Origin of the sequence: Streptomyces sp. NPDC101165, assembly GCF_044768135.1 — a bacterium.
In the GTDB taxonomy this organism is placed as follows: domain Bacteria; phylum Actinomycetota; class Actinomycetes; order Streptomycetales; family Streptomycetaceae; genus Streptomyces.
The window spans coordinates 493,216-519,135 of sequence record NZ_JBIWPG010000001.1 but is presented as its reverse complement, the minus strand read 5'-3'; the positions used below and the strand labels follow the sequence as shown (position 1 = coordinate 519,135).

Here is a 25,920-nt window from a genome sequence, read left to right as displayed (position 1 = left end):
ACGTCGTTCCTCTGGCGCACATGCCTCGCCCCGCGGCCGATGTGTGGGGGGAAACCGCGGGGCGAGAGTCGTGCCATGAAACAAGTGCTGGAACTTTTCGGATTCGTCGCCCTGATGCAGGGCGCCCTGGGCCTGGTGCACGAGTTCACCCACTGGCACGTGGGTCTCGTGCAGCGGATCGGCTTCCTCGACGGCTACGAGGTCTTCGCGAGCGTGGCGCTCGTGCTGCTCGCGTTCGCACTGTTCGCCGTCGCGGAACGCCGGGAGTCCGACTGAGCACGGACCGGACCCCCGGCCGGGCGCACCGTTCCCCGGGATCGGACCGTCCGGCTCAGCAGCCGAAGTCGATCAGGTCGAACGTGGCGTAGTGGTCCGAGGTGTAGTAGTCCTCCTGGTACTCCTCACCGGTGACGACGCGGCGGGCACCGCGGGTGGAGGAGCCGGGGGTCTTCACCGTGTACTCGTGGTAGTAGCCGGACGACTGCTTGGGCAGGACGCCTTCACGGTTGGAGAAGACGGTGCCGTCCTGCGAGTACGGGAAGGGACCGCCCTGGTCGATGAGGTCCAGGGTGTCGTACGCCTGCGACGGCAGGTCGCTGTAGCAGATGCTGCCGACGGAGGCAGCGGCGTCCGCCGTGGTGGCGGAGACGGTGCCGCCCACGAGGAGGGCGGACAGGAGGGCAGCTGCAGCGCCGATGCGAGTTGCGCGTGGGGGGAATCTCATGGCTCCATGATGACGCGCGTAGACGTTGGCATGTCAACGACAAAGTTGAAGATTTTCCCGTCAAGTCCGATGAGTTTTCGGGAAATTAACCTGCCGACCGCCGCCCCCACTCGGCCCCCACAAGGGCCGGTGCCGGGCGGCGGTGACGGTCTTCGGCCGGGGCTCCGCCTCAGGCCCCGGCGTCTTCGGGAAGGGCGTAGGAGCCGTACTCCGGGGCGCCCAGCAGGTCGTACGACTGGATGGAGACGCCCGCGCCGGTGACGCGGCCCCCGGTGTGCCGGAAGCGGGTGGGGACCGCGCCCTCCGTGAACAGGCGGCGGCCGGCGCCGAGGACGACCGGGAAGGTCAGCACGTGCAGAGTGTCGATGAGGCGGAGGTCCAGCAGCGAGCGGACCAGGGCGCCGCTGCCGTGGATCTGCAGTTCGCCTTCCGTGCGCTCCTTGAGGGCCGCGATCTCCTTGGCGAGGTCGCCGCCGACCACGGTGGTGCCGGACCACTCCGGCGCCGTCAGCGTGGACGAGACGACGTACTTCGGGAGGGCGTTCAGCTTCGAGGCGATCGGGTCGGCCGGGTCGGTCGTCCTCGGCCAGTGGGAGGCGAAGATGTCGTACGTACGGCGGCCGAGCAGAAAGGCGCCCACGCGGTCGAAGACCTCGGTGACGAACCGGCCGAAGTCGTCGTCGCCGTACGGGAAGCTCCAGCCGCCCTGGTCGAAGCCGCCGCTGGTGTCCTCCTGGGGGCCGCCGGGCGCCTGGTGGACGCCGTCGAGGGTGACGAAGATGGTGGAGACGAGCTTGCCCATGGCGGGTGCCTTCTTCCGGGTGCGGGACCTGCTGTCATCACCGCAGACCCCGCACCCACCCGCAACTCATCGGTTCAGCCCGTATGCGTCGAGAACAGTCCGCCGGTCGGGCCCTGCTTGTCGCCGCCCTGGGCCTTCTTCAGGGCGTTGGCGAGGCTCTCGATGGTGAGGGACTGCAGGATCACCCTGCCGTTGCCCTCCAGCGTGGCCAGGGACAGGCCCTCGCCGCCGAAGACGGCGTTCATGATGCCCTGGCGGTTGAGGCCGCCGACGCGCTGGACGCCGTACTGGATGCCCTCCTCGAAGGCGACCACACAGCCGGTGTCCACCTCGATCCGGCCGCCGAAGTCCGCCGGGTTCAGGTCGATGAAGTTGCCCGCGCCCGCGATGATCACCGTGCCGTGCCCGGTGAACTTCTCCAGGATGAAGCCCTCGCCGCCGCTCATGCCCGTACGGCCGCCCTGGAAGGCGATGCCGAACTGGACGGTGGACTCGGCGGCCACGAAGGCGTCCTTCTCGGCGAACCACGCGCGCCTGCCGTCCAGCTCCAGGGCGCGCATCTCGCCGGGCAGCACGCCCGCGAAGCCGACCGTGCCCTCGCCCCCCTGGGCGCTGAAGTACTGGAACGCCAGCGACTCCCCGGCCAGCATGCGCTGGCCGACCTGCATGGCGGTGCCCATGGCCTGGCGCAGCATGCCGCCCATGCCGCCCGAGCCGCTCTGCTGACCGCCGTTGCCGTTGCCGTTGCCGTTGCCGTTGGCCGACGGGCCGGACAGGCGGGTCTCCATGGTCACGTTCGTCGTCTTGAACAGGAACTTCCCCGCCTCGCAGTACACGGTCTGGCCGGGGTGCAGGTTGACGACCGCCATCTGCATGGCGTTGCCGACGATCTCTTGCTGAAGGGTCACGCGGGGACAACGCCGGAGACGGAGCGAAGAGTTCCGGCGGTGGCCGGATTCGGTGTCCGTTCGCCGCCAGCGGACGGCCCTCGTGGCCGCTGGGATGGAGGCATGACAGCTCACGGAACTCTGAACGGCAAGGTGGCCCTGGTGACCGGCGGCAGCCGGGGCATCGGGGCGGCGGTCGCCCTGCGGCTCGCGCGCGCGGGTGCGGATGTGGCGGTGACCTATGTGAACGGCAAGGAGGCGGCCGAGGACGTCGTACGGGCCGTGGAGGCGCTGGGGCGCAGGGCGGTGGCCCTGCGTGCCGACTCGGCGGACGCCGACGAGGCGGCGGGCGCGGTGGAGCGCACGGCGGAGGTGTACGGCGGGCTCGACGTGCTGGTGAACAACGTGGGCGTGGGGGTGCTGGGCCCGTTGCACACGCTCACGCTCGAGGAGGTCGACCTGGTGCTCGCGGTGAACGTGCGCGGAGTGTTCCTGGCCTCCCGGGCGGCGGCCGCGCGGATGCCTGCCGGCGGCCGGATCGTCACGATCGGTACGTGCATGACGCAGCGGGTGCCGGGACCGGGCGGGACGCTGTACGCGACGAGCAAGGCGGCACTGGTGGGCCTGACGAAGGCGCTCGCGCGGGAGCTGGGGGAACGCGACATCACCGCGAACATCGTCCACCCCGGCCCGACGGACACGGACATGAACCCGGCGTCCGGGCCGTACGCGTCCGCACAGGCGGCGATGACGGCGCTCGGCCGGTTCGGGACGGCGGACGAAGTGGCGTCCATGGTGGCGTACTTGGCGGGGCCGGAGGCGGCGTACGTCACCGGGGCCGAGTTCGCGGTGGACGGAGGACACGCGGCGTGAGCCTTTGCGGACCACGCCCGTCCTGAGAGGACACGTGGGGCGCACCGGTGCTGTCCCGGCCGGTGCGCCCCACGCGCGCGCGAGGGCGGATCAGCCGCCCAGCTCCTGGTGGCGCGTCGACAGGGACGTCGTGCCTGCCTCCGTGAGGGTGCCGTACAACCGCAGGCGGGAGATACCGCCGTCGGGGAAGATGTCCACGCGCGCGTGCGTGCCGACGGCCGGCTCCGGGAGGACGAAGCGGTGGTCGGTGTCGGGCTGGAGGCGGGTGCGCGGGAGGATCTCGGTCCAGTCGCCGTTCTCGCCGTCCTTGACGGAGACCGACGCCCAGCCGGCGCTGTTGCCCTTCAGGTAGGCCGTGTCGATCTCGATCGCGCGGATCTGCGACTGAGCGGCCAGCCGGTAGCGGATCCAGTCGTTGCCCCGGTCGCGGCGGCGGCGCGTCTCCCAGCCGTCGTCCATCTTGCGCGAACGGCCCGGCTGGATGGTGTTGGTGGCCGGGGAGTAGAAGAGGTTGGAGGCGTCCTCGACCTGGCCGCCGTTCTCCAGCGCGACCACGTCGAAGGTGCCAAGGACCGACAGCCACTCGGGGTCGGGTACGACCTCGCCGTACACGCGCAGGCGCGCGATGCCGCCGTCGGGGTGCTGGTTGACGCGCAGATGGGTGAAGCGCTGTTCGACGGAGACGGCGAAGCCGTTCGCCGCGTGGCCGCCCACCGCCGTGCGCGGGACCAGCCTCGTCCATTTCACGTCGTCGGACAGCAGTTCCTCGGGCGACGGGGAGCCGGGCACCGAGGCGCCCTCGACCGACACCGCCTGCGGGTAGTTGCCGCGGAAGTGGGCCGTGTCGACGACGATGCCGCGCACGACACCCGGCGCGCCGAGGCGGACCAGCGCCCAGTCGTGGTCCTCGGCCGTGGGCCAGGGGTGCTCGGCGGAGGCGCCGCGCCGGCGGCGGGTCTCCCAGCCGTCCATGATCTTGCCCTTGTGGCCGAAGTGCTCGGGGTCGAACTCGGCCGCCTCGGGCAGCAGCAGGTTCTCCCGCTGGGCGAAGAACTCGTCGTTGGCGGCGATGACTCCGGCGCCGAGCTGCCGGTCGGCGAGGTTGGCGTACTGGGTGAAGGGGAAGTCGGCGGTGCGGTAGTCCGCGTACGGGTCGCCTCCTCCGTAGGGGTTCGCGTCGCCGGTGAAGCTCGCCCAACTCGAATGTTGCTGCGCCGTCACGGTGATCAGGGGTTCCTTTCGGGAGTCGGCGGGGTGCGGGTGCGGAGGGTGGCTTACTGGGGGCGGGAGAGCAGTCGGCCCTTCGGCTCGGTGAACTCGCCTTCCGCGACGATGCGCTCGCCGCGCAGCCAGGTGGACTTCACTACGCCGTACAGGGTCTTGCCGGCGTACGCGGTGACCCGGTTGCGGTGCTGGAGGCCGGCCGGGTCGACGGTGAACGTCTCGTCGGGGGCGAGGACGGCGAAGTCGGCGTCGCGGCCGGCCTCGATGGCGCCCTTGTCGCGCAGGCCGACCAGGGCGGCCGTCCGCGTGGACATCCAGCGGACCACGTCCTCCAGGCCGTGACCGCGCCTGCGGGCCTCGGTCCACACGGCCGACAGGCTCAGCTGGAGGCCTGAGATGCCGCCCCAGGCGGTGGCGAAGTCGTCGGTCTTCAGGTCGGCCGTCGAGGGCGAGTGGTCGGTGACGACGCAGTCGATGGTGCCGTCGGCCAGCGCCTGCCAGAGCAGGTCCTGGTTGGCGGACTCGCGGATGGGCGGGCAGCACTTGAACTCGCTGGCGCCGTCGGGGACTTCCTCGGCCGTGAGCGTCAGGTAGTGCGGGCAGGTCTCGACCGTGACCCGGACGCCCTCGGCCCGGGCGGCGGCGATCTGCGGCAGCGCGTCACTGGAGGACAGGTGCAGGATGTGCACGCGCGCGCCCAGCCGCCTGGCCTGCGCGACGAGGTTCGCGATGGCCGTGTCCTCGGCGTCGCGCGGCCGGGAGGCGAGGAAGTCTGCGTACTTGGGGCCGCCGTGCTGCGGGGCGGCGGCGAGGTGGTGCGGGTCCTCCGCGTGCACGATCAGCAGGCCGTCGAAACCGGCGATCTCGGCCAGGGACTGGGCGAGCTGCTCCTGGTCGAGGTGCGGGAACTCGTCCACGCCCGACGGCGACAGGAACGCCTTGAAGCCGAAGACCCCGGCGTCGTGCAGCGGGCGCAGGTCCTTGACGTTGTCGGGCAGGGCGCCGCCCCAGAAGCCGACGTCGATGTGCGCCTTGTCGACGGCCACCTTCTGCTTCACCCGCAGGTTCTCGACCGTGGTGGTCGGCGGGAGCGAGTTGAGGGGCATGTCGACGAGCGTGGTGATGCCGCCGGCCGCCGCCGCGCGCGTGGCGGTCCAGAAGCCCTCCCACTCGGTGCGGCCCGGGTCGTTGACGTGCACGTGGGTGTCGACCAGGCCGGGCAGCAGGACGTGGTCGCCGAAGTCCTCCAGGCGCGCCGTGGCCGGGACCTCGGCGTCGTACGGCAGTACGGCCGTGATCTTGCCTGCGGACACGGTGACCGTGGCGGCCCGCGCCCCTTCCGGAGTGATGACGCGCGTCGAGCGCAGCACCAGTTCAGCGTCGGACACCCGAACCCCTCTCTCTGCCGCCGTTTTACTTCCAGGAAACGGGATTTACACCCACGTAACGGAATTCAACGTTCTGTTGAAGGAGTCTTCACTCCCGCCACCCCGCCGTCAAGAGGCACACTTCTGGGCAGCACCCCACGAGCGCCCACTCTGGACGTTTCCACAAAGCGGAATTAGAATTCCATCAAGCAGAACGTAGCTACGTACAAGCAGGGAGTCAACCGACTGCCGGGTAGGCTTCTGCCCTTCCTGCCAGTCCCGAAAGGAACGCGCCGTGCCGACGTCCAGCGCCAGCACCAACGACTCCGCGAAGTCCTCCGCCAGCGGCGGGGTCCAGTCACTGGAGCGTGCCTTCGATCTGCTCGAGCGGATGGCGGACGCAGGGGGCGAGGTCGGCCTCAGCGAGCTGTCCGCCACCAGCGGGCTGCCGCTGCCCACCATCCACCGCCTGATGCGCACGCTGGTGGCCTGCGGCTACGTACGCCAGCAGCCGAACCGGCGGTACGCGCTCGGCCCGCGGCTGATCCGGCTCGGCGAGTCCTCGTCCCGGCTGCTCGGCACCTGGGCGCGGCCGTACCTCGCCCGGCTGGTCGAGGAGACCGGCGAGACGGCGAACATGGCGCTGCTGGACGGCGACGAGATCGTGTACGTGGCGCAGGTGCCGTCGAAGCACTCGATGCGGATGTTCACCGAGGTGGGGCGGCGGGTCCTTCCGCACTCGACCGGCGTGGGCAAGGCCCTGCTGGCGAGCGTGCCGGACGACGAGGTGCGCGCGCTGCTCTCCCGTACGGGGATGCCGGCCGCCACGGAGAAGACCATCACCACACCGGACGGGTTCCTGGCCGCACTGGAGGACGTGCGGCGGCTGGGGTACGCCGTGGACGACAACGAGCAGGAGATCGGCGTGCGGTGCCTCGCGGTGCCCGTGCCGGACTCCCCCACCGCGGCCGCCATCTCCATCTCCGGGCCCGCGGGGCGGGTCACGGAGGCGGCGACGGACAAGATCGTGCCCGTCCTGCAGGGCATCGCCGTGGAGCTTTCTCAGGCGCTGGCCAGTTCGGGCGCCTGAGAGAGACTGCCGTAGTCCTCGTCGGCCGCGCAGAGGCGGCTGCCGCCCGGGCTGACCGCCACCCGGTGGCCGACGGCTCACGACACGTCGGCGGAGGGCTGGTTCAGCCGCTCTGACGGTCGTGCGGCGGCTCCCCGAACAGGTCCACCGCGTCCCGCACCCCCGTCAGCCCGCGCGCCAGCGCGCTGACCGAGCCGATCGCCCCGGCGATCAGTAACAGGGACCTGCGCAGGCGCGGGATCTCCGGCATGCCGCCGGTGGCCATCGCGGCCAGGGTGGCCAACTCGTCCTCGGCTATGCCCCGGTCGGGGAACTCGGACGGGAGCGCGGCGAGTTCGCGGCGCAGCCGGGACACCGCGGTCCGCAGTTCCGCCACCCTCGGATCCTCGTCGCTGCCGGTCACTGGCCTCTGCCCCAAGCTCCGCAACACAGCCCTCCCCCCTGGCACGCCGTCATGCGCGGGTCAGTAAACGCCACGCCGTCCCGCGGCGCCACAGCACGGACCGAAATTCAGCCCAAGGAAACCGGCTGCCGCGGCCCGCGTCAGGTATGCAGGACACATGACGGACAAGCGGGACCATCGTGCGGAGATCGCCGGGCTGCTGCTCGCGGCGGGTGGCGGCAGACGGCTCGGCGGGCGGCCCAAGGCGCTGCTGGAGCACCGGGGGCGCCCCTTGGTCGAACACGCGGTCGGGGTGCTGCGCGCGGCCGGATGCGACCGGATCCACGTCGTCCTCGGCGCGCGGGCGGACGACGTCCGTGAGCGGGCCGAGCTGAGCGGCTGCGTGCTGGTCGACAACCCCGACTGGGCCGACGGCATGGGCTCCTCCCTGCGCGCCGGGCTCGGCTCGCTCGCCGGTACGGGCGTGCGCGCGGCCCTGGTGAGCCTGGTCGACCAGCCGGGGATCGGGCCGGACGCGGCGGCCCGGGTACTCGGCGCGTACGAGGGCGACACCTCGCTGGTCTCGGCCGCCTACGACGGCGTACGCGGGCATCCGGTGCTCTTCGGCGCGGCTCACTGGGCGGGCATCGCGGCGACCGCCACCGGCGACCGCGGCGCACGCGCCTACCTGAAGGAACACGCCTCGGCGGTCCGTCTCGTGGAGTGCGCGGACGTGGCCGAGCCGTACGACATCGACACGGAGGCCGACCTGAGCCACCTTGAGTGAACGGGGTGGCACCGGGCGCCACCTTGCCTCGACTCAGAGAATCTCGACATCAACAAACCATTGAAGTTCCACGATGAGGAAACTACTATCCACTGTTCAGAAGCGTCCGACCGCACAGTGGGCGCTCACTGTCCCATTCGTGCCTCTTGGCACCCGGTGCCACCGCTGAAGGAAGTGACAGCTCATGTCCGCACCAGCGCCGTCCCCGCTGGCCATCGTCGACGCCGAGCCCCTGCCCCGGCAGGAGGAGGTCCTCACCGACGCGGCGCTCGCCTTCGTGGCGGAGCTGCACCAGCGGTTCACCCCGCGCCGTGACGAACTCCTCGCCCGCCGTGCGGAGCGCCGCGCCGAGATCGCCCGCACCTCCACGCTCGACTTCCTCCCGGAGACGGCCGTCGTCCGCGCGGACGACTCCTGGCAGGTCGCCCCGGCCCCGGCCGCGCTGAACGACCGGCGCGTCGAGATCACCGGCCCCACCGACCGCAAGATGACCATCAACGCGCTCAACTCGGGCGCGCGGATCTGGCTCGCCGACTTCGAGGACGCCTCCGCGCCCACCTGGGAGAACGTGGTCCTCGGCCAGGTCAACCTGAGCGACGCCTACACCCGCACCATCGACTTCACGGACGAGCGCACCGGCAAGTCGTACGCACTGCGCCCGAACGAGAAGCTGGCGACCGTCGTCATGCGCCCGCGCGGCTGGCACCTGAACGAGCGCCACCTCGTCGACGCCGACGGCAAGCCGGTCCCCGGCGCCTTCGTCGACTTCGGCCTGTACTTCTTCCACAACGCCCAGCGCCTGCTGGACCTCGGCAAGGGCCCGTACTTCTACCTGCCCAAGACCGAGTCGTACCTCGAGGCCCGCCTGTGGAACGAGGTGTTCGTCTTCGCCCAGGACCACCTCGGCATCCCGCAGGGCACCATCCGCGCCACCGTCCTGATCGAGACGATCACGGCGGCGTACGAGATGGAGGAGATCCTCTACGAACTGCGCGACCACGCCTCCGGACTGAACGCCGGCCGCTGGGACTACCTGTTCTCCATCGTCAAGAACTTCCGTGACGGCGGCGCGAAGTTCGTCCTCCCGGACCGCAACGCGGTCACGATGACGGCCCCGTTCATGCGGGCGTACACCGAACTCCTCGTCCGCACCTGCCACAAGCGCGGCGCGCACGCGATCGGCGGCATGGCGGCGTTCATCCCCTCCCGCCGGGACGCCGAGGTCAACAAGGTGGCCTTCGAGAAGGTCCGCGCCGACAAGGACCGCGAGGCGAACGACGGTTTCGACGGCTCCTGGGTCGCCCACCCCGACCTGGTCCCGATCGCCATGGAGTCCTTCGACAGGGTCCTCGGCGACAAGCCCAACCAGAAGGACCGGCTGCGCGAGGACGTCCACGTCGAGGCGGCCGACCTGATCGCGATCGACTCGCTGGAGGCCAAGCCGACGTACAACGGCCTGATCAACGCGGTCCAGGTCGGCATCCGTTACATCGAGGCCTGGCTGCGCGGGCTCGGCGCGGTCGCCATCTTCAACCTGATGGAGGACGCGGCCACCGCCGAGATCTCCCGCTCCCAGATCTGGCAGTGGATCAACGCGGGCGTCGTGTTCGAGAACGGCGACCGGGCCACCCCGGAGCTGGCCCGCAAGGTCGCCGCCGAGGAACTGGACTCCATCCGCAAGGAGATCGGCGAGGGGGCCTTCGCGGCCGGCCACTGGCAGGAGGCCCACGACCTGCTGCTCCAGGTGTCCCTCGACGACAACTACGCCGACTTCCTCACCCTGCCGGCGTACGAGCAGCTGCGCGGCTGACCCCGCCCACGCCCCCGGCACCACCCGGCGCCGGGGGCGTTCACGTGGACAGCCCGTACCGTCGGCGCTCCTCGGCGGTCAGCGCGCGCAGCTCGTCCTCCGAGTGCCCTTCACCGGACGCCGGACGTCTGCGCGGCCAATATGCCGGTCGCCGGCCAGGCGGAGACGCCGGTCGCCGGCCGAGTCGATGTCACTCGGCGGCCCTGTCCGAGTGGCCCAGGGGCTTCCCCGGGGCCACGAGGTCGCGGACGAGGCGCTTGACCGCAGTGGGCTCCGGGAAGCCCTGTTCGCGGCGGTCCCAGACGACCTCGTCGTTCACGCGGACGACGAAGACGCCCCCGGTGCCGGGCTTGAGCGACAGCTCGGTCAGCTCGGTCTCGAAGGTGGTGAGCAGCTCCTGCGCCAGCCAGGCCGCGCGGGGCAGCCAGCGGCACTGGGTGCAGTACTCGATCTGGACACGGTGGGTCATCCGAGGTGCACCGACCAATCCTGTTCCGCCCCCGGCTTGCCGTGCAGGTCGGGGACCCGCTTGAGCCAGGCCGGGCGGCCCTGCTGGGTCTTCGCCGCGCGGGCGGCCTCCTCGGCCGCGAGTTCCTCACGGCTCGGGAAGTCGGTGGGCAGCCACTCGTGGGACAGCCGTACGCGCGTGAGGAGGTAGTCGACATAGGCGGCGCGGACGTCGTCGGGCGTGGCGAACCCGGCGTCCTCGGCCAGCCAGGGGTCCGGCACCTCGGCGACGACGGACCGCAGCAGCTCCTCGGTCACCCGGGGGGCCAGTTCGGCGTCGGCGGCCCGGACGTCGGGGCCGTAGTGGCCGAGGGCGTGGTGGCGGAAGTCGTACTTCTTGCCCGGGGTCGTGGTGTCCCAGCGGTGGTGGAAGACGAGGGCGGCACCGTGGTCGATGAGCCACAGGCGCGCGGGCGCGGTGCCGAACGTCGGCCAGACCATCAGGTTGGAGCTGCGGACCGTACGGTCCACGTTGGCGGTCAGGGCGTCGAGCCAGACGATCCGGCCGGCCTCCAGAGGGTCCACGGGGAAGGTCTTCGCGATCTCCGGGGTGAAGTCCTTCGCCCCCGGCAGGTAGTCCATCCCCAGGTTGACGCCCGCGCTGGCCTCGTGCAGATCGCGCACCTCCTGGTGCGGCTCGTCGGCGGCGACGGCCGGGTCGAAGTGGGCGAGGACCAGTTCGGGGAAGCGCAGGCCGAGCGCGCGGGCGAGTTCACCGACGATCACCTCGGCGACCAGCGCCTTGTGGCCCTGTGCCGAGCCGGTGAACTTCACGACGTACGTCCCGAAGTCGTCGGCCTCGACGAGCCCCGGCAGCGAGCCGCCCTCACGCAGCGGCGCGATGTAGCGGGTGGCGATGACTTCTCTCAGCATTTTCCCAGGCTATCCATGGTCGAGTGGCTCAACCACGGGCGTCGGCCCGAGCGACGCCCGCGGCCCCGCCACGGGCCGGTGCGCGGGCCGGTCCTGTGCCCGCCGTCATGGCCGACCCGGGTCCGGTGATCCCGCGAGCGCCATGCCGGCGGCGAGTGTCGTGCCGTCGGCCGGGTCGATCAGGAGGAAGGAGCCGGTGCCACGGCAGTCGGCATAGGCGTCGAGGGCCAGTGGTTCGGCGGCTCGCAGCCGGATGCGGCCGATGTCGTTGGCGAGCAACTGTCCGGGCTCCGGGCGCTGGGACAGATCGTCCGGCCCGAGACGGGAAGGGATCTCCTCGACCCGGGCCCGTACGGTCCGCGTGGTGTGCTTGATGAGGACCCGTAGGCCGACGGTGAGCGGAGTGTCGGCGACATGGCAGACGGTCGCCTCCACGTCCTGACTGGTGGTCGGCGCCTCCGTGGAGGGAACGATCAGGTCGCCGCGCGCGATGTCGATGTCGTCCGCGAGGAGAAGGGTGACCGACTGCGGGGCCCGCGCCTCGTCGACCGGCCTGCCGAGCAGATCGATCCCGGTGAGGGTCGAGGTACGGCCGGAGGGGAGGACCGTCACCGCGTCGCCGACCCGGAAGACACCGGCCGCGATCTGGCCTGCATAGCCGCGGTAGTCGGGGTGTTCCGCGGTGCCTGGGCGGATCACGTACTGCACCGGGAAGCGTCCCTGGGCATGAGCCGGATCGTGCCGGGCCCGGACGGTCTCCAGGTGCTCGAGGACGGTGGGACCGTCGTACCACTGCATGGCGGCCGAGGACTCCACGATGTTGTCGCCCACGAGGGCGGAGATCGGGACGGCGGTGACCTGTGGCACCCCCAACGCGCTTGCGTACGCGGTGAATTCGTCGGCGATGGGCGCGAACGCCGTCTCCGCGTAGCCGACCAGGTCCATCTTGTTCACGGCCAGCACCACGTGCGGGACGCGCAGGAGGGCGGCGATGGCGGCGTGTCTGCGGGTCTGTTCGACCACGCCGTTGCGGGCGTCGACCAGGATGACGACGAGGTCCGCGGTGGAGGTGCCGGTGACCATGTTGCGGGTGTACTGCACATGGCCGGGGCTGTCGGCGAGGATGAAGCGGCGGCGGGGCGTGGCGAAGTAGCGGTAGGCCACGTCGATGGTGATGCCCTGTTCCCGCTCCGCGCGCAGCCCGTCCGTCAGCAGCGCCAGATCGGGCGTCGCGGTTCGCGACGCCCTGGCCACGGCTTCGAGTTGATCGGCCAGGACGGACCTGGAGTCGTACAGCAGGCGACCCACCAGAGTGGACTTGCCGTCGTCGACCGAGCCCGCGGTCGCGAAACGCAGTGTGTCCGCGTTCATCAGAAGTACCCCTCGCGCTTGCGGTCCTCCATGGCGGCCTCGGAGAGCCTGTCGTCGGCGCGGGTCGCGCCCCGCTCGGTGAGCCGGGACCGGGTGATCTCGGCGATGACGTCCTCCACCGTGCGGGCCTCCGATTCGACGGCACCCGTGCACGACATGTCGCCGACCGTTCGGTAACGGACCTCTCTGGTCGACACCCGCTCGTCCGTCGAGGGGCCGCCCCATGCGCCCTCCGTCAGCCACATGCCGGAACGGGCGAAGACCTTGCGCCGGTGGGCGAAGTAGATCCGCGGCAGCTCGATCCGCTCACGGGCGATGTACTCCCACACGTCCGACTCGGTCCAGTTGGACAGCGGGAAGACGCGGACGTGCTCGCCCGGAGCGTGCCGGCCGTTGTACAGGTTCCACAGCTCCGGACGCTGACGACGCGGGTCCCACTGGGAGAACTCGTCGCGCAGGCTGAACACCCGCTCCTTCGCGCGGGCCTTCTCCTCGTCGCGCCGGGCGCCGCCGAAGACCGCGTCGAACCGCTCGGTGCGGATCGTCTCCGTCAGCGGAAGGGTCTGCAGCGGATTGCGGGTGCCGTCGGGGCGTTCACGCAGCAGGCCACGGTCGATGTAGTCCTGCACCAGGACCACGTGCAGGCGGAGCCCGTGTGCCGCCACCACCCGGTCCCGGAAATCGAGGACCTCGGGGAAGTTGTGCCCGGTGTCGACGTGCAGCAGGGGGAAGGGGACCGGTGCCGGGGCGAACGCCTTCAGAGCCAGGTGCACCACGACCATGGAGTCCTTGCCTCCGGAGAACAGGATCACCGGCCGCTCGAACTCGCCGGCGACCTCGCGCAGGATGTGCACCGCCTCGGACTCCAGCCAGTCCAGGTGGGACAGCGCGAACGAGCGCGCCGTTGTCCGGGGCGCGGCCGGGGCCGTCACGCCAGCCCCCTGTCGACGAGCAGCCGGTGCACCGCGGCGGCGGACTCGGGCACGGACTGCAGGTGTGTCTGCACGCGAAGGTCGGGCGACTCCGGCAACTCGTAGGGATCGTCGACGCCGGTCAGTCCGCTGATCTCGCCTGCGGCCTGTCTGGCGTACAGACCCTTCACGTCGCGCGCCGCGCACACGTTCACCGGTGCGGCGACATGGATCTCCAAGTAGGGCGTGCCGGTGGTCAGATGGCGCCCCCGGACCAGTTCCCGGCTGTCGGCGAACGGGGCGATGACGGGTACGAGGGCGAGGACTCCGTTGCGCGCGAGTACCTGGGCCATCATGCCGATGCGCTGCACGTTGGCGTTCCGGTCCGCGCGGCTGAAGCCCAGATCGGGCGAGAAGATCTGCCTGAGCCGGTCCCCGTCGAGCACCTCCACCCGTCGAGCCCGCGAGCGCAGCAGGTCGGCCAGTTCCTGGGCGAGCGTGCTCTTGCCGGAACTCGGCAGGCCCGTCAGCCACACCGTCGCGCCGGGCCGGCACGTGCAGACCGGCTGTGTCATGCGGTCCCCCTGGTGACTTCTCTCAGCCGTCATGGCCGGCGTTCTCCTGACGGTTCGTCTGTTCGGCCTGCTGCCCGGCTTTCCGGGTCAGTTCGTCACGTACGGCTTCGGCGTCTGCCGTGCTGCTGTGGTCGGACACCACGTGCCGGCCGGCGAGCCACAGTTCGACGTCGACCGCGCGGGGCGTGGCAAGGGTGGCGAGGAGCACGGAGCGTGCGAGTGCCCGGGACAGGTCGGCCGCGGACAGGTCCGGGGCGACGGTTTCCAGGGACAGGCCGTGGAAGCGGCTGGGTACCTCGCGTGTGACGTTGAGCATGCCGCGGGTGTCGAGGAGACCGGCGGCCCGCAGCAGCACGCTGCCGTCCGGGAGCAGTGAGGTCAGTTCGGCGGAGAGCGCGGCGAGCAGGATCTCCTGCGAGTTCGGGGCTCGGTCGATGCCCAGCATCTGCTTCGCCTGATCCACGCCCCAGGGGCCCGACCGAGGGCGTGTGCCGGGTGCCCCGACGGTGGTGACATAGCTTCCCTCGGAGCCGTACTCCCAGGTCACGGTTGCTTCGACGGTGCTGCTCCGGGTAGGGCCCGCCGCCTCGGACGTCTCGCCGGGCACGGGGACGTCGAGGGCGGTCGTCCCGCCGTCGGTGCCGACGAGCACGACGGTGTCGAGGGGGGCCGCGTCCAGGAAGACCCGGTGGTTGGGGCTGAAGGCGGTCACCAGCCGGTTGATCGAGCGGGCCGTGTCGGGGTCCGTTTCGCAGTCGACGTCGCACCGCCAGGCGATGTTCTCCAGCGGCCGGCCGGCGACGGGCCGTCCCGCCTCGTCCAGCGCCAGATCGGCCCGGACCGTGACGGACATCGCGCCGAGAGTGACGCCCCGCGCGGTGTAGCCGTTGACCGAGGTCACCATGACGCAGGCGCCGAGGGCGGCGAGCGCCGACTCGTACGGGGTGGGGTGGGCGCCGGCCGGGTCGTCGGCGGTCACGGTGCGGCGGTGGCCCAGCCGGAAGTCGCGGGCCATCCGTACGGTGCCGTTGCGTGCCGTGAGCGTACGGGAGGTGACGGTTCCCGCGGTGGCGGCACCGGCCGGCGTCTCCACGGCGAAGCGTGCGACGGCCTCCGCGGGGATCTCCCTTATCTCGTGCACCATCTCCGACACTCCGGCGATGTTCAGTCCGTTGCGCATGCGGCTCAGTCCTTTCCCTCGCGGGTCGCGCGGGTCTCCAGCCCGGTCACAGGCCCCCCAGGGCCTGGTCGAGATCGCCGATGAGGTCGTCGGTGTCCTCGATGCCCGCCGAGAAGCGCACCAGCCCCGGAGCGATCCCCACCTCGGCCCGCTGGCGCCTGGTCAGGAAGCTGTGCGAGGTGTTGAACGGCAGGCTGACCAGGGACTCCACACCGCCGAGGCTGGTGGCGACCACGGGCAGGCGCAGCCGGTCCAAGAGCTTGAGGGCCGCCTCGTCTCCGCCGTGCAGTTCGAAGGAGACCATGCCGCCGAAGCCGTTGGGCGCCATCTCGTGCAGCCAGGGGTAGGGGTAGTCGGGCCGGGACGGATGATGGACCTTGCGTACCGCGGGGTGGCCGGCGAGGAACGCGGCGACGGCGACGGACGTCTCGCTGTGACAGCGCATCCTGAGGGCCAGTGTCTTGAGTCCGCGCTCCAGCAGGAAGCACATCATCGCGTCGAGCGAGCCACCGAACTTCAGCATCTGGGCCCAGATCCGGTCGACGTACTTGCGTGGTCCCGCGGCGACGCCCGCCGTCACATCGCTGTGCCCGTTCAGGTATTTGGTGGCGCTGTGCACCACGAGGTGCGCGCCGTGCTCCAGGGCGCGCAGACACACCGGCGGCAGGAACGTGCCGTCGACGACCAGCAGGAGGTCCTTCTCCCGTGCCAGCCGCCCGAGTTCGGCCAGGGGTGCGGCCTTCAGCAGAGGGTTGGTCAGGGTCTCGAAGAACAGCACCTGGGTGTTGTCGCGGACGGCAGCGCGGACGGCCCCGATGTCGACCGGGTCGGTGAAGGTGACCTCGCGGCCGAGCTGGTGCATGTCCTCGCGCAGCAGATTGAAGGTACCGCCGTAGACGTCGCGGGAGGAGACGATGTGGCCGCCGTGGTTGGTGAGGGCGAGCAGGGTCGTGGTGATGGCCGCCATGCCGGAGGAGAACAGCAGGGCGCTCTCGGCGTTCTCCAGTGCGGCGATCTTCTCCTGCACGGCCCACTGGTTGGGACTGCCGTACCGTCCGTAGATCGGGACGTCCCTGATGTGACCCTGGTCGAAGGCCTGGTAGGTGTCCTCGCTGAAGGTGAACGTGCTGGTCTGGAACACCGGGGTCCCGACGGCACCGGTCACCGGGTCCTCGTAGGTGCCGGCGTGGACGCTGCGGGTACTCGGTCCGGTTCCGTCCACCACCCGCTGCTGGGGCAGCCGGGGTCCCGGCACTCGCCCGCGGCTGAGGGTGTTCATCCAGGGGCGGTCCTGGCCGGCTCCGGAGGGTGCTCCCTGTGATCGGGTCATGTGTGGTCCTGCCTTTCGACGGCGTGGCTGCGTACGTCCCGCAGGGCGAGGGGAGCCAGGCTGATGACCAGCTGGGCCAGCCCGGCGGCCAGCAGGGTCGTGCGCATGCCGGCCTGCGTGGCTATCGGTCCGGCGAGCATGAGCCCGACCGGCTGGGCGGCGTAGGAACCGAACCATTCGTAGGCGCTGACCCGGGACAGTGCGGAGGCGGGAACGCCCGCCTGGAGCGTCGTCTCCCACAGCGGGTTGAACAGCATCAGGCCGACACCCCCGACGAAGGCTGCCGCCGCCGCGGGCACGGTGGCGGAGACCTGCGACAGGACCAGGGGCGGCGCGGCGAAGAGCGCCGTGGCCAGCAGTCCGATGCGCAGCGGCTGGCGGGTGCGCAGCCACAGGGCGCCCGTGCCGCCGAGGACGGCGCCCGCCCCGAAGGCGGTGAGGATCGCACCCCAGGCGCCGCGCCCGCCCAGTTCCCGCTCGCTCAGTACGGGGCCGAGGACGGTGAAGACGGCGTACAGCATGTTGCTCAGCGAGGCCATGGTGATGATCGACCACACCCAGGTGCGGGAGGAGAACTCCTGCCATCCCTCGCGGAGTTCGGTCAGCATGTGCCCGCCTCGGCCGGCGGGTACGGTCGCGTCGCGGGGCAGTCCCAGTCGTGCCAGGCAGTAGGCGCTGACGGCGAAGGTCGCGGCGTCGGCGGCGATCGCCCAGCCGGTGCCGGCGGTGAGGACGAGGAGCGTGGCCAGCAGCGGCCCAGCGATCATGGCGGCCGAGTGGGAGATGCTGCGCAGGGCGTTGGCGGACTGCCGTTGGGGTGCCGGGACGCACTCCTGCACCAGTCCGGTCACGGCCGGCATGAACAGCGCGCTGGCGGTGCCGTGCACGGCCTGCAGTGCCATCAGCTGCCAGACGGCGGCGTGGCCACTGAGCACCAGTGCCGCGGTGACGGCCTGGCTGCAGAACCGGGCCAGGTCGCTGCCGAGCATCACCCGTTGGCGGGGCAGCCGGTCGGCGAGCACGCCCCCGACGAGCATGAACAGGGTGAGGGGGACGGTCCGGGCGGCGAGGATCAGTCCGATGTCGGCGGCGGACCCGGTGAGGTCCAGGACCGCGAAGGCAAGTGCGGGCGCGACCAGGAAGTCGCCGAGCGACGAGCTGGACTGGGCGATGAAGAACAACCGGAAGGAACGCACCCGCAGGACGCCCAGCGCGTTCCGGCGGCTGCGTCGGGGGGGTCGGCTCAACTCTCCTTCGGCAGACCGGGTTTCGCCGGACGCGTCGGAGGTGTGTCCTGAGTGTTGAGTACCTGCCATATGCCAATGCGCCGTTTCTCGTCGTGTTCGTACACCGTGACCGTCCGGACCTGCGGGGTGAGGGCGCAGATGTGCGGCGGGCACAACCGGGCTCCTGGCGGTGCCGTGCTGGCCAGCCGCTGGTGGTCGGCGGCGGTCTGCCACGGGTAGGGGTGCTGGTCGAGCACTCGGTCGGCCGCCTCCTGGTCCGTCGCGACCACCGTCACGGCCACGTCCTCGGGCGCGCAGGCGCCGATCGCCAGCATGCCCCCGTCCTGCAGGGCGTACGCTCCCGAGCAGATCTCGGTGACACCGGATTCGACGAGGGCCCCGTCCGCGGTGGGCGTGCCTCCGATCGCGACACCCGAACAGGGCAGGCCCGCACCGCGCAGCAGGGCGGCGATCCGCAGGGCGTATGCGGCCGTCGACCGCCCGACCGCCACCGGGTCCTTCGCGTCGTCGGCGCCGAGCAGCGCCTGATAGGCGGTGACGCCGTCGAGTCGCAGCGACGGGCGGGCGACTGCCGCGCGGGCCAGGGCGAGCAGTTGGTCGTCGGGGGTGGCGGTGGCGTCGAGGCCGGTGCCGAGCTGCACCCGGACGCCGAGGGTGACGCCGAGTTCGGCCGCGGCGTCGGCCAGCCCTTCGACGGCGGCCTCGCTGTCGACGTGCGCCGACACCCGGCAGTGCCGGGCCAGTTCGGCCGTTTCGCGCCACCTCCAGGGTTCGGGCCACGGGTGCGCGATCACCACGTCGTCGATGCCGGCGGCCACGTACTGGCGGGCCTGGGCGAGTTGGGTGACCGCTATGCCCACGGCGCCCGCCGCGCGTTGGCGCAGCGCGAGTTCGGCGGTGCGGTGTCCCTTCACATGGGCGCGCACGCGGACGCCGCGCGCGGACGCGCGGGCGTGCAGCCGGTGCAGGTTGCGGTCGACGCGGGCGAGGTCGATGAGGACCTGTACGGGGCTGTCCGGGCTGTCAACGGGTCGCTGGTCGGTCACGGCGTTCCCTCTCCGCCGCGGACCGGGTGGGCGGCCGCGGGCATGGGCGGTGCGTCGGGGGCGCGGCTCACCCCAGGCCGTCCCAGGCGTCGCGCGGGTAGGAGAAGCCGACCGGGCCGCCGTCGAGCATCGCCGCCTGCCGCTCGGCCTCCTGCGGGTCCGGTGTCCCGAAACCGCTGACGCCGAGCGGGATCTCGGTGCTCCAGTGCACGCCCAGGTCCCGCTCCACGGTCTCGTCCCGGATCGCGGCGGTGAAGAACACTCCGAGTTCCAGTGCCGTGCCTGCCAGGTAGGTCGTCTGGCTCACGTGTCCCAGCTCGGCGAAGAGCGCGCGGTACGTCCTGCCCATCGGGTACTTCCAGGCCGAGCGCTCCAGGACCGCCGTGTAGAGGAACAGCACGGGGGCGCGGGCCACGAAGCTCTGATCGCCGCACCAATGCAGGATCTCCTCGTCGCTCAGAGGTTCCTCGCGCAGCGGTTCCAGGCCGTGCACGTCCGGTGCGTAGTGGTAGAGGCCCGGTCGCACGCCGTCCACCGACCGGATCACCGGATAGATCTCGATGGGGTGGCGCGACCCGCCGGAGGGGCTCGCCTTCAGCAGTGAGACACCGAAGCCCGGCAGGTCCACGCGGTGTTGAACTCCCCCTGCCCAGTGCAGCATGGTGCTGAGCTGCCGCAGACCGACCGGCTGGTCCGCCGCGAACCGCCGGGTGGTACGCCGGCGTCGCAGCGTTTGGGTGAGCTCCATGGGCAGCGGGTCCGGAGCCGGGAGCGCGACCGGCTCGGTGTCGTAGCGCTTGAACGGCTCGGGCTGGGGCTCCTGTTCGCCCTTCTCGCGGAGCCGGGCGGTGTCCTCGGCGGCGGTGACGAACCGCTCGCTGTCGTGGGTGCGGGTGGCCAGGTGGAAGTAGGTGGCGGCGGTACCCCAGGTGCGCCACGGTCCGAGCGCGTCCTCACGCCGGTGCTCGGGCGAGCCCTCCTCGATCAGCAGGCCAGCCTCCAGGAGTTGCTTGACCACGTGGGTGTCGGCCTCCCGGGGCTGTGCCCACACCGCGTAGTGCGGCAGCAGGTCCCACACCGCGGGGCGCAGGGCGAACTGGCGGTGGCTGACCGGATCGTCGCAGACGAGCTGCCCGTTCCTGCAGGTGAAGACCAACAGGCGCGAGACACGTACCCGCATCGGCTCAGCGCTCCTCGGGAGAGAGTGGTCCGCCGCCCGGTGCGGGACACCGGGCGGCGGAACCGCGGTCACGCGCAGGTCGGGATCAGACAGTGCTGCGGGGCCTCGTACTCGTCCTCCACGAGGGTCTCGAACGCGAGGTCCTGCGTCTCATTGCTCTGCATATTCACTCCTCAGATAAGTGCCGGAAACAGGCCACGGACCGAATTGCCCAGTCATCTAAACACGACGGTCGCCAACATTCAAGAAGGAATTTCAGGGCCACATCGAATCCGTTTCAAGGCAGCGCGAATTACCCCCACGCAGTCCATCAAATAGAGGCGTGCGGCGAATCTCTTCCCCCCTGAACTGGAGGTTTATGGTTCCGCACGGCGCATACGGCGCCCTCCAGCCGGAACTCTGGAAATGCGCCCTATAGGTGTCCGAGGTCGCGATCCGGGTTTGGCCCGACGCACCGCGTCGACGAATTCATTCAGGGTCGGGTTGGCGAATATCGCCTCGATCTCCAAGTCGACCGAGAGCTGCTGGCCCACCTTGTCTATCATTCTCAGCGCAAGCAGCGAGTGGCCGCCGAGCAGGAAGAAGTTGTCCTGCCAGGCCACCCCCTCGTACTCGAGGAGCTCGCCCCAGATCGACCGGACGGCGGCGACCACCGGATCCTTCAGCAACTCGGCGCTCACCTCGCCGGCGGACCCGACGGGCCGGTAGTCGAGAGCGCCGTAGTCGATCTTTCCGTTGCTCAGTCGGGGCAGCTCCGTGCGGCGCACGAAGACCGTGGGAATCATGTGCCGTGGCAGCCGGTCGGCAAGCGCCCGCCTGATGTGCTCGTACTCGCCGGCCACGAGCTGCCGTGGCTCCCCCTCCCCCGCCGTCACCAGATGGCCGACCAATGACATGCCCTGCCGGGTGTGGTGCACCTTGGCCACCGCGTCGAGCACGTCCGGGATCTCCCGCAGGGCCTCCTCCACCTCGCCGGGCTCGATGCGCAGTCCGCGCATCTTCAACTGCCGGTCGACCCGGCCCATGTACTCGAGGTCGCCGTCGGCCGTGAACCGTACGAGATCCCCGGTGCGGTAGAGCCGCGCCCCCGGCTCGCCGAAGGGATCGGGGACGAAGGCCTCGGCGGTGCGGCCCGGGTTCCCCAGGTAGCCACGCCCGACGCCCATCCCGCCGACCCACAGGGCACCCACCATGCCTCTGGGCACCAACTGCAGGTCGGGGTCGAGTACATGGACCGTCATGTTGGCCAGCGGCTTGCCGATCGGCACCGGCCGGGACTGGTCGGAGTCCTCGGTCACCCGGTGGATGCTGACGTCGTCGGCGCACTCGGTCGGTCCGTAGGCGTTGTACAGCTCGACCACGGGGCACTGCGCGAGCCATTCCCGCGCGGTGTCCCAGCTCAGCGCCTCGCCACCGGAGATCATCGCCCGCAGGGCGTGCGGTTCGTGCTGGACACCGGCCTCCAGCAGGGCGGCCACCATGACGGGAACGACCTCCATGAGGGTCATCCCGCTCTCCACGACGGCGTCGCGGAGCCTCGACGGAGACATCACACGCGCGTCGTCGACGATCCTCAGCCGTCCGCCGACCATGAGCGGCGCGAGGAACTGCCACAGCGAGATGTCGAAGGTGGCCGGAGCGGTCTGACCGACGCAGTCCTCGGGCCCGACGCCGAAGTGCTCGATCATCTGCCATTGATGGTTGGTCAGTCCGCCCATCGTGACGACCGCGGCCTTCGGCACACCGGTGGAGCCGGACGTGTGGATGATGTAGGCGCTGCCGATCATCGGCGTCGGGCAGTGCGGGTTCTGCTCGACATGGCCGTCGCCCACCTCGTCGATGTCGAACATGCGGGGGCGCGCGCTGGCGTCCGGCTCGCCGAGCACCTGGTCGAACAGTTTCCGGCCCGTCCGGTCCGCAATCACTGCGCGCGCGCCGAGCGTGGCCGCCATGTCCGCGACCCGTCGCGGTGCCTCCGTGGGGCTGATCGGCACATAGCAGGCACCCGCCTTGTGGATGCCCAGCAGGGCCGCCAGGAACCCGGCCGTGCGCGCGGCGCACACGACGACCTGGGTCTCGGGGCCGACGCCGGCCGCGCGCAGCCGCTGCGCCACGTGATTGGCACGGCCGTTGAGCTCCGCGTACGTGAGCCGCTCGGTGCCGTCGTCGACGGCCTCGGCCTCGGGGGTACGGGCCGCCTGCCGCTCGAACGTGGCCAGGTAGTGCTCCTCGCGTGGGATGCGCGGCCCGGTTCCGGTCGCCAACAGGTCCCGTACGCCGTCGGCGTCCACGAGGGACAGCCGGGTCACGTCGGTGCGCGGATCCGCCGCGACCGCGTCCAGCAGCGTCCGATAGGCGTCCGCGATCCGTTCGGCCTGCTCCCGCGGCAGCAGCGCGGTGTCGTACTGCAGCCCGAACTCCAGCCGGTCCGCCAGCTCCACGACGTTCAACGCGATGTCCGACTGCGCGGTGGGATCCTCGATGGCGAAGCCGCGCAGTACGGCCCCGCCCAGGTCCAGTTCGGCGGCGGGATCGCCGAGGACCACTCCGGCCACGGCACGGCCACCGGGCAGTGCCGTGGAGTAGTGGCTGAACATGGCCTGGAAGACCGGCGGCGCGCCCGAGGCACGGTCGGGGTTGAGCTGCTGCGTCAGGACCGGGAAGGGCAGCTCCTGGTGGTCCAGCGCATCCAGCATCCTGCGGTGCGCCGTCGCGGCGAACTCGGCAAAGCCGGTGCCCCGGCCGAAGCGGGAGCGGATCGGCAGCACGTTGACCAGGTACCCCACGTGCGCGGCGAGTTCCTGGCGCGTCCGGCCGGCGACCGGGACGCCGGTCACCACGTCGGGCTGTCCGGTCACCCGGTGCAGCAGCACCTGGAAACCGGCCAGGAGGACGTTGTGCAGGGTGTGGCCCTCCTGCCGGGCGACGCGTCGCAGGGCTCGCAGCAGTTCCTCGGAACCCTCGAATGCGACGGTGCCGCCCGCATGGCCCCGCTGCCGACCGGCGGAGGGAAGTTCCAGAACGGGCAGCTCTCCGGCGAGCTGTTCCTTCCAGAAAGCGGTGAGTTCGTCTCCTCGTTCGGCCAGAGCCGTGCGCTCCCACACGGCCGGTACCAGGACGGGCGGCCGCTCCTGCCGACCGTCCTGGTCGGCGCCGCCGGAGACATAGGCCCGCTCGAGGTCGGCGACGACGAGGGCCAGTGACGTCAGGTCGCACACGATGTGGTGCAGGGACAGCACGAGCAGCCTGCAGTCCTCGCGGCGTACGACCGCCGCCCGGATGAGCCGGTCCCGCTCCAGGTCGAAGGGCCGGGTGGCCAGCGCGCTGATCCAGCCCCGCACTCGGTCGTCCGACCAGGACCGCGCGTCCACCTGCTCCGGCCGCACCTCGGCCACGGGCTCGATGTGGGCACGCGGTTCACCGTCGTGCGTGCGCAGGGCCAGCCGCAGGGTGGCATGCCGGGCCACCACTTCGGTCAGTGCGGCGGACAGCCGCTCCCCGTCGACGTCACCGGTCAGGCTGAAGGCCCGCGTGACGTTGTAGGCGTAACTCTCGGGCGAGGTGCGCTGCAGGAACCACAGGGCACGCTGTGTCTCCGTGAGTTCGTACTCCTGGTCCCCGTCGGCCGGGGCGGGTTCCGGCTCGGGCGCGGCTTCGGCGCCCGGACCCCCCGTCTCCTGCGCGTGGTCGAGCACGATCTCCGCCAGCTCCGCGAGGGAACCGGCCCGCAACACGAGACTCGGCCGGAGCCGTACGTCGAGCAGGCTCTCCAACTCGTGCTGCAGCTGTACGGCCTTGAGTGAATCGAGTCCCAGCGACGTGGGCGAGGCCGCGCTGTCCAGCAGCTCGTCCTCGCCGAGGGTTTGCCGGACATACCGGAGCAGCGCGTCGGTGAGCAGGTCCCGGCGCTGCCGGCCGGTCGCCTCGCGCAGGCTCCGGGCGCCGATCAGGTCGGCCAGCCGCGCCGACCCGGTCTGCCGGTCCCGGACCGTCTGCGACCACAGCACGGGCTGGTCACCGGAGAGGAACCGGGAGCGTGCCGCCTGGCGTTGCACCTTGCCGCTGGACGTCTTGGGGATCGCTCCCGGGGGCAGGAGTGCGATGGTCCGGGCGGCCACGCCGTACTGACGGGACAGCGCGTCCCTGATCCCCCGGGCAAGCGCCGGGTACTGGTCGTCCGTGAGGCCGGGACGCACCTCCTGGCAGACGACGATCGCCTCCTCCCCGTCGTCGTCCACGCTGAAGACGACACCGCAGCCGGGCCGCAGCCACGGGCTGCTCGCGGCCACGTCGATCTCCAGGTCCTCGGGGTGCAGGTTCCGGCCCCGGTGGATGACCAGGTCCTTCATCCGGCCGGTGACGTGCAACCGGCCGGCGTGCACGAACCCGAGGTCTCCGGTGCGCACGTGGGAGGCCGGCGTCACACCCGACGGTGTGGCGCCGAAGACGGCGCGGGTGTCGGCGTCGCCCCAGTAACCCGCCCCGTTGCTCTCGCTGTGCACCCAGATCTCGCCGATGTGGCCGTCGGGCAGCGGCCGCCCGCCGACCGGATCGACGATGCGCACGGCGGCGTGGTCGAGCAGCCGGTACGCGACCAGCTCCCGGACCGCGTCCCCGGTGCCGGGCGCGTCGTCCTCCGCCCCAGCGCTCCGTTCCACCGCCCGGCCCTGCTCCAGGGAGGCGACGGAGAAGGTCCGGCTCTCGCACTCGGCGGCCGCGTCGGCGCTCGCCACCAGCAGAGTGACCTCGGCCAGGCCGTAGCACGGAGTGTGGGCCGAGGAACGGAAGCCCGTCCCCGCGAAGGCCTCGCTGAACGCGCGGAGGCTGCGCGGCGACACCGGCGCCGCGCCGTTGAAGGCGAGCCGCCACGAGCTGAGGTCGAGGCGCTCCTTCTCCTCGTCGGTGACCTTGCGTACGCACAGGTCGTAGGCGAAGTTCGGGCCGCCGCTGATCTGGGCCCGCTCCCGTGAGATCTCCTCCAGCCAGGAGGCGGGGCGCTGCAGGAAGGAGAGCGGATCGAGGATGACGGCGCGGGCACCCGTGCACAGCGGTTGCAGCAGCCCACCGATCAGCCCCATGTCGTGGTGGAGCGGAAGCCAGCTGACGCTCGTCGAGCCGGGCGTGACCTGGAAGGTCTTCTGGATGGCGACTTCGTTGTGCATGAGGCTGCCGTGCGGGACGACGACGCCGCGAGGCGCCTTGGTGGAACCCGACGTGTACTGCAGGAAGGCCGTGTCGTCCGCCGCGAGGGGAACCGGGTGCCAGTCGGAGTCCTCCGCCTGCTCGACCAGGTCCACGTCGATCCACTCGACCGAGGCGCCGAGCTGCCGCACGACCGGGGCGTCGCCCAGGAACCCGCGGACCAGGGACGTCGTCAGTACGGCGGCGGGAGAGCAGTCCTTGGCCACGTTCAGCACCCGCTGGGTGGCGGAGTCGTCGACCGGTACGGGCAGCGGAACGGCGACCACACCGGCGGCGAGACAGCCGAGGAACGCCGCGGCGAACTCGGGCACGGTCGGCATGACGATCAGCGCCCGGTCGCCGGGGCGCAGCCGCCGCTGCAGCATGCTCGCCACGGCGCGCGTGCGCAGGTCCACGTCCGCGTACGTCAGGTCGGTCCGCGGCGTCCCCAGCGTCGTCGCGGCGAAGGTCAACGCCGGCCGCTCGCCCTGCTGTTCGGCGTGGCCGCGCACCAGGGCAGGAAGATCAGTGAACACGTACAACCCCGCTCCGTCCGTGGGTGAGGAATGCGAT

Annotated in this window: 22 protein-coding genes; 5 read left to right on the top strand and 17 right to left on the bottom strand. The window is 71.1% G+C overall.

The annotated features are described in order from the left end of the window. Positions 1–75: 75 nt before the first annotated feature. Entirely contained in the window at positions 76–276 is a 201-nt protein-coding gene (locus ACIRVH_RS02260) for a hypothetical protein (RefSeq protein ID WP_403947396.1), read from the top strand. Positions 277–331: 55 nt separating this feature from the next. Here the strand turns inward: ACIRVH_RS02260 and ACIRVH_RS02255 are convergent, their stop codons facing one another. From ACIRVH_RS02255 to ACIRVH_RS02245, 3 genes are all read right to left on the bottom strand, one after another. Then, positions 332–724, bottom strand: coding sequence for a ribonuclease domain-containing protein (locus ACIRVH_RS02255; RefSeq protein ID WP_403947395.1), 393 nt, complete (start codon positions 722–724; stop codon positions 332–334). Positions 725–893: 169 nt separating this feature from the next. After that, on the bottom strand, positions 894–1,526 hold the full coding sequence (locus ACIRVH_RS02250) for a dihydrofolate reductase family protein (RefSeq protein ID WP_403947394.1): 633 nt from the start codon (positions 1,524–1,526) through the stop codon (positions 894–896). Positions 1,527–1,600: 74 nt separating this feature from the next. Next, the gene (locus ACIRVH_RS02245; RefSeq protein WP_403947393.1) at positions 1,601–2,434 is read right to left on the bottom strand and encodes an AIM24 family protein; all 834 of its coding nucleotides are present in this window, start codon (positions 2,432–2,434) and stop codon (positions 1,601–1,603) included. A 102-nt stretch (positions 2,435–2,536) separates the two neighbouring features. Here ACIRVH_RS02245 and ACIRVH_RS02240 point away from each other — a divergent pair, with 102 nt between their 5' ends. Further along, the gene (locus tag ACIRVH_RS02240; protein ID WP_403947392.1) at positions 2,537–3,286 is read left to right on the top strand and encodes an SDR family oxidoreductase; all 750 of its coding nucleotides are present in this window, start codon (positions 2,537–2,539) and stop codon (positions 3,284–3,286) included. 90 nt (positions 3,287–3,376) lie between these two features. Here ACIRVH_RS02240 and alc read toward each other — a convergent pair whose 3' ends face one another. Next, positions 3,377–4,507: an allantoicase gene (alc, locus tag ACIRVH_RS02235; protein WP_403947391.1), complete on the bottom strand. Its 1,131-nt coding sequence runs from the start codon at positions 4,505–4,507 to the stop codon at positions 3,377–3,379. Between the two features lie 53 nt (positions 4,508–4,560). Then, positions 4,561–5,898 carry an allantoinase AllB gene (gene allB / locus ACIRVH_RS02230; protein WP_403947390.1) on the bottom strand — a complete coding sequence of 446 codons (1,338 nt, stop codon included), beginning with the start codon at positions 5,896–5,898 and terminating at the stop codon, positions 4,561–4,563. A gap of 274 nt (positions 5,899–6,172) precedes the next feature. Between allB and ACIRVH_RS02225 the strand changes: the two genes are divergently transcribed. Next, positions 6,173–6,967 (top strand): IclR family transcriptional regulator, encoded by a 795-nt coding sequence (locus ACIRVH_RS02225; RefSeq protein WP_403947389.1) that lies wholly within the window; start codon positions 6,173–6,175, stop codon positions 6,965–6,967. A gap of 103 nt (positions 6,968–7,070) precedes the next feature. Here the strand turns inward: ACIRVH_RS02225 and ACIRVH_RS02220 are convergent, their stop codons facing one another. Then, positions 7,071–7,397 (bottom strand): DUF5955 family protein, encoded by a 327-nt coding sequence (locus tag ACIRVH_RS02220; protein ID WP_403947388.1) that lies wholly within the window; start codon positions 7,395–7,397, stop codon positions 7,071–7,073. Between the two features lie 130 nt (positions 7,398–7,527). On the opposite strand from ACIRVH_RS02220, the gene ACIRVH_RS02215 reads away from it, so the two are divergent. Both ACIRVH_RS02215 and aceB read left to right on the top strand, forming a co-directional pair. After that, on the top strand, positions 7,528–8,136 hold the full coding sequence (locus ACIRVH_RS02215) for an NTP transferase domain-containing protein (RefSeq protein ID WP_403947387.1): 609 nt from the start codon (positions 7,528–7,530) through the stop codon (positions 8,134–8,136). A gap of 184 nt (positions 8,137–8,320) precedes the next feature. Next, positions 8,321–9,946, top strand: a complete 1,626-nt coding sequence (gene aceB / locus ACIRVH_RS02210; protein ID WP_403947386.1) for a malate synthase A — start codon at positions 8,321–8,323, stop codon at positions 9,944–9,946. Between the two features lie 190 nt (positions 9,947–10,136). Here the strand turns inward: aceB and ACIRVH_RS02205 are convergent, their stop codons facing one another. The 11 genes from ACIRVH_RS02205 to ACIRVH_RS02155 all read right to left on the bottom strand — a co-directional run bounded on the left by ACIRVH_RS02205 (position 10,137) and on the right by ACIRVH_RS02155 (position 25,883). Next, positions 10,137–10,415, bottom strand: coding sequence for a SelT/SelW/SelH family protein (locus ACIRVH_RS02205; RefSeq protein ID WP_389170903.1), 279 nt, complete (start codon positions 10,413–10,415; stop codon positions 10,137–10,139). Continuing rightward, positions 10,412–11,326 carry a HipA family kinase gene (locus ACIRVH_RS02200; protein ID WP_403947385.1) on the bottom strand — a complete coding sequence of 305 codons (915 nt, stop codon included), beginning with the start codon at positions 11,324–11,326 and terminating at the stop codon, positions 10,412–10,414. The genes ACIRVH_RS02205 and ACIRVH_RS02200 overlap by 4 nt, the downstream gene beginning before the upstream one ends. A gap of 105 nt (positions 11,327–11,431) precedes the next feature. Next, on the bottom strand, positions 11,432–12,697 hold the full coding sequence (locus ACIRVH_RS02195) for a sulfate adenylyltransferase subunit 1 (protein WP_403947384.1): 1,266 nt from the start codon (positions 12,695–12,697) through the stop codon (positions 11,432–11,434). Beyond that, positions 12,697–13,629, bottom strand: a complete 933-nt coding sequence (cysD, locus tag ACIRVH_RS02190) for a sulfate adenylyltransferase subunit CysD (protein ID WP_403947383.1) — start codon at positions 13,627–13,629, stop codon at positions 12,697–12,699. Before cysD ends, ACIRVH_RS02195 begins: the two co-directional genes overlap by 1 nt. Next, positions 13,626–14,183: an adenylyl-sulfate kinase gene (gene cysC, locus ACIRVH_RS02185; protein ID WP_403947382.1), complete on the bottom strand. Its 558-nt coding sequence runs from the start codon at positions 14,181–14,183 to the stop codon at positions 13,626–13,628. Before cysC ends, cysD begins: the two co-directional genes overlap by 4 nt. Before the next feature lie 22 nt (positions 14,184–14,205). Further along, on the bottom strand, positions 14,206–15,363 hold the full coding sequence (locus tag ACIRVH_RS02180; protein WP_403947381.1) for an OsmC family protein: 1,158 nt from the start codon (positions 15,361–15,363) through the stop codon (positions 14,206–14,208). Between the two features lie 46 nt (positions 15,364–15,409). Next, positions 15,410–16,693 (bottom strand): trans-sulfuration enzyme family protein, encoded by a 1,284-nt coding sequence (locus tag ACIRVH_RS02175; RefSeq protein WP_403947380.1) that lies wholly within the window; start codon positions 16,691–16,693, stop codon positions 15,410–15,412. Next, a complete protein-coding gene (locus ACIRVH_RS02170) occupies positions 16,690–17,940 on the bottom strand; it encodes an MFS transporter (protein ID WP_403947379.1) in 1,251 nt (416 codons plus the stop codon). Before ACIRVH_RS02170 ends, ACIRVH_RS02175 begins: the two co-directional genes overlap by 4 nt. Then, the gene (locus ACIRVH_RS02165; RefSeq protein WP_403947378.1) at positions 17,937–18,986 is read right to left on the bottom strand and encodes an alanine racemase; all 1,050 of its coding nucleotides are present in this window, start codon (positions 18,984–18,986) and stop codon (positions 17,937–17,939) included. The genes ACIRVH_RS02170 and ACIRVH_RS02165 overlap by 4 nt, the downstream gene beginning before the upstream one ends. A gap of 67 nt (positions 18,987–19,053) precedes the next feature. Next, on the bottom strand, positions 19,054–20,166 hold the full coding sequence (locus ACIRVH_RS02160; protein WP_403947377.1) for a SagB family peptide dehydrogenase: 1,113 nt from the start codon (positions 20,164–20,166) through the stop codon (positions 19,054–19,056). A 356-nt stretch (positions 20,167–20,522) separates the two neighbouring features. After that, entirely contained in the window at positions 20,523–25,883 is a 5,361-nt protein-coding gene (locus tag ACIRVH_RS02155) for an amino acid adenylation domain-containing protein (RefSeq protein ID WP_403947376.1), read from the bottom strand. Between the last annotated feature and the right edge of the window lie 37 nt (positions 25,884–25,920).

What these genes read in the sequence shown, in the direction of transcription:
- ACIRVH_RS02260 (WP_403947396.1), top strand. Translation starts at nt 76, where the DNA reads ATGAAACAAGTGCTGGAACTTTTCGGATTCGTCGCCCTGATGCAGGGC.
- ACIRVH_RS02255 (WP_403947395.1), bottom strand. Translation starts at nt 724, where the DNA reads ATGAGATTCCCCCCACGCGCAACTCGCATCGGCGCTGCAGCTGCCCTC.
- ACIRVH_RS02250 (WP_403947394.1), bottom strand. Translation starts at nt 1,526, where the DNA reads ATGGGCAAGCTCGTCTCCACCATCTTCGTCACCCTCGACGGCGTCCAC.
- ACIRVH_RS02240 (WP_403947392.1), top strand. Translation starts at nt 2,537, where the DNA reads ATGACAGCTCACGGAACTCTGAACGGCAAGGTGGCCCTGGTGACCGGC.
- ACIRVH_RS02215 (WP_403947387.1), top strand. Translation starts at nt 7,528, where the DNA reads ATGACGGACAAGCGGGACCATCGTGCGGAGATCGCCGGGCTGCTGCTC.
- aceB (WP_403947386.1), top strand. Translation starts at nt 8,321, where the DNA reads ATGTCCGCACCAGCGCCGTCCCCGCTGGCCATCGTCGACGCCGAGCCC.
- ACIRVH_RS02205 (WP_389170903.1), bottom strand. Translation starts at nt 10,415, where the DNA reads ATGACCCACCGTGTCCAGATCGAGTACTGCACCCAGTGCCGCTGGCTG.
- ACIRVH_RS02200 (WP_403947385.1), bottom strand. Translation starts at nt 11,326, where the DNA reads ATGCTGAGAGAAGTCATCGCCACCCGCTACATCGCGCCGCTGCGTGAG.
- ACIRVH_RS02195 (WP_403947384.1), bottom strand. Translation starts at nt 12,697, where the DNA reads ATGAACGCGGACACACTGCGTTTCGCGACCGCGGGCTCGGTCGACGAC.
- cysC (WP_403947382.1), bottom strand. Translation starts at nt 14,183, where the DNA reads ATGACACAGCCGGTCTGCACGTGCCGGCCCGGCGCGACGGTGTGGCTG.
- ACIRVH_RS02180 (WP_403947381.1), bottom strand. Translation starts at nt 15,363, where the DNA reads ATGCGCAACGGACTGAACATCGCCGGAGTGTCGGAGATGGTGCACGAG.
- ACIRVH_RS02175 (WP_403947380.1), bottom strand. Translation starts at nt 16,693, where the DNA reads ATGACCCGATCACAGGGAGCACCCTCCGGAGCCGGCCAGGACCGCCCC.
- ACIRVH_RS02160 (WP_403947377.1), bottom strand. Translation starts at nt 20,166, where the DNA reads ATGCGGGTACGTGTCTCGCGCCTGTTGGTCTTCACCTGCAGGAACGGG.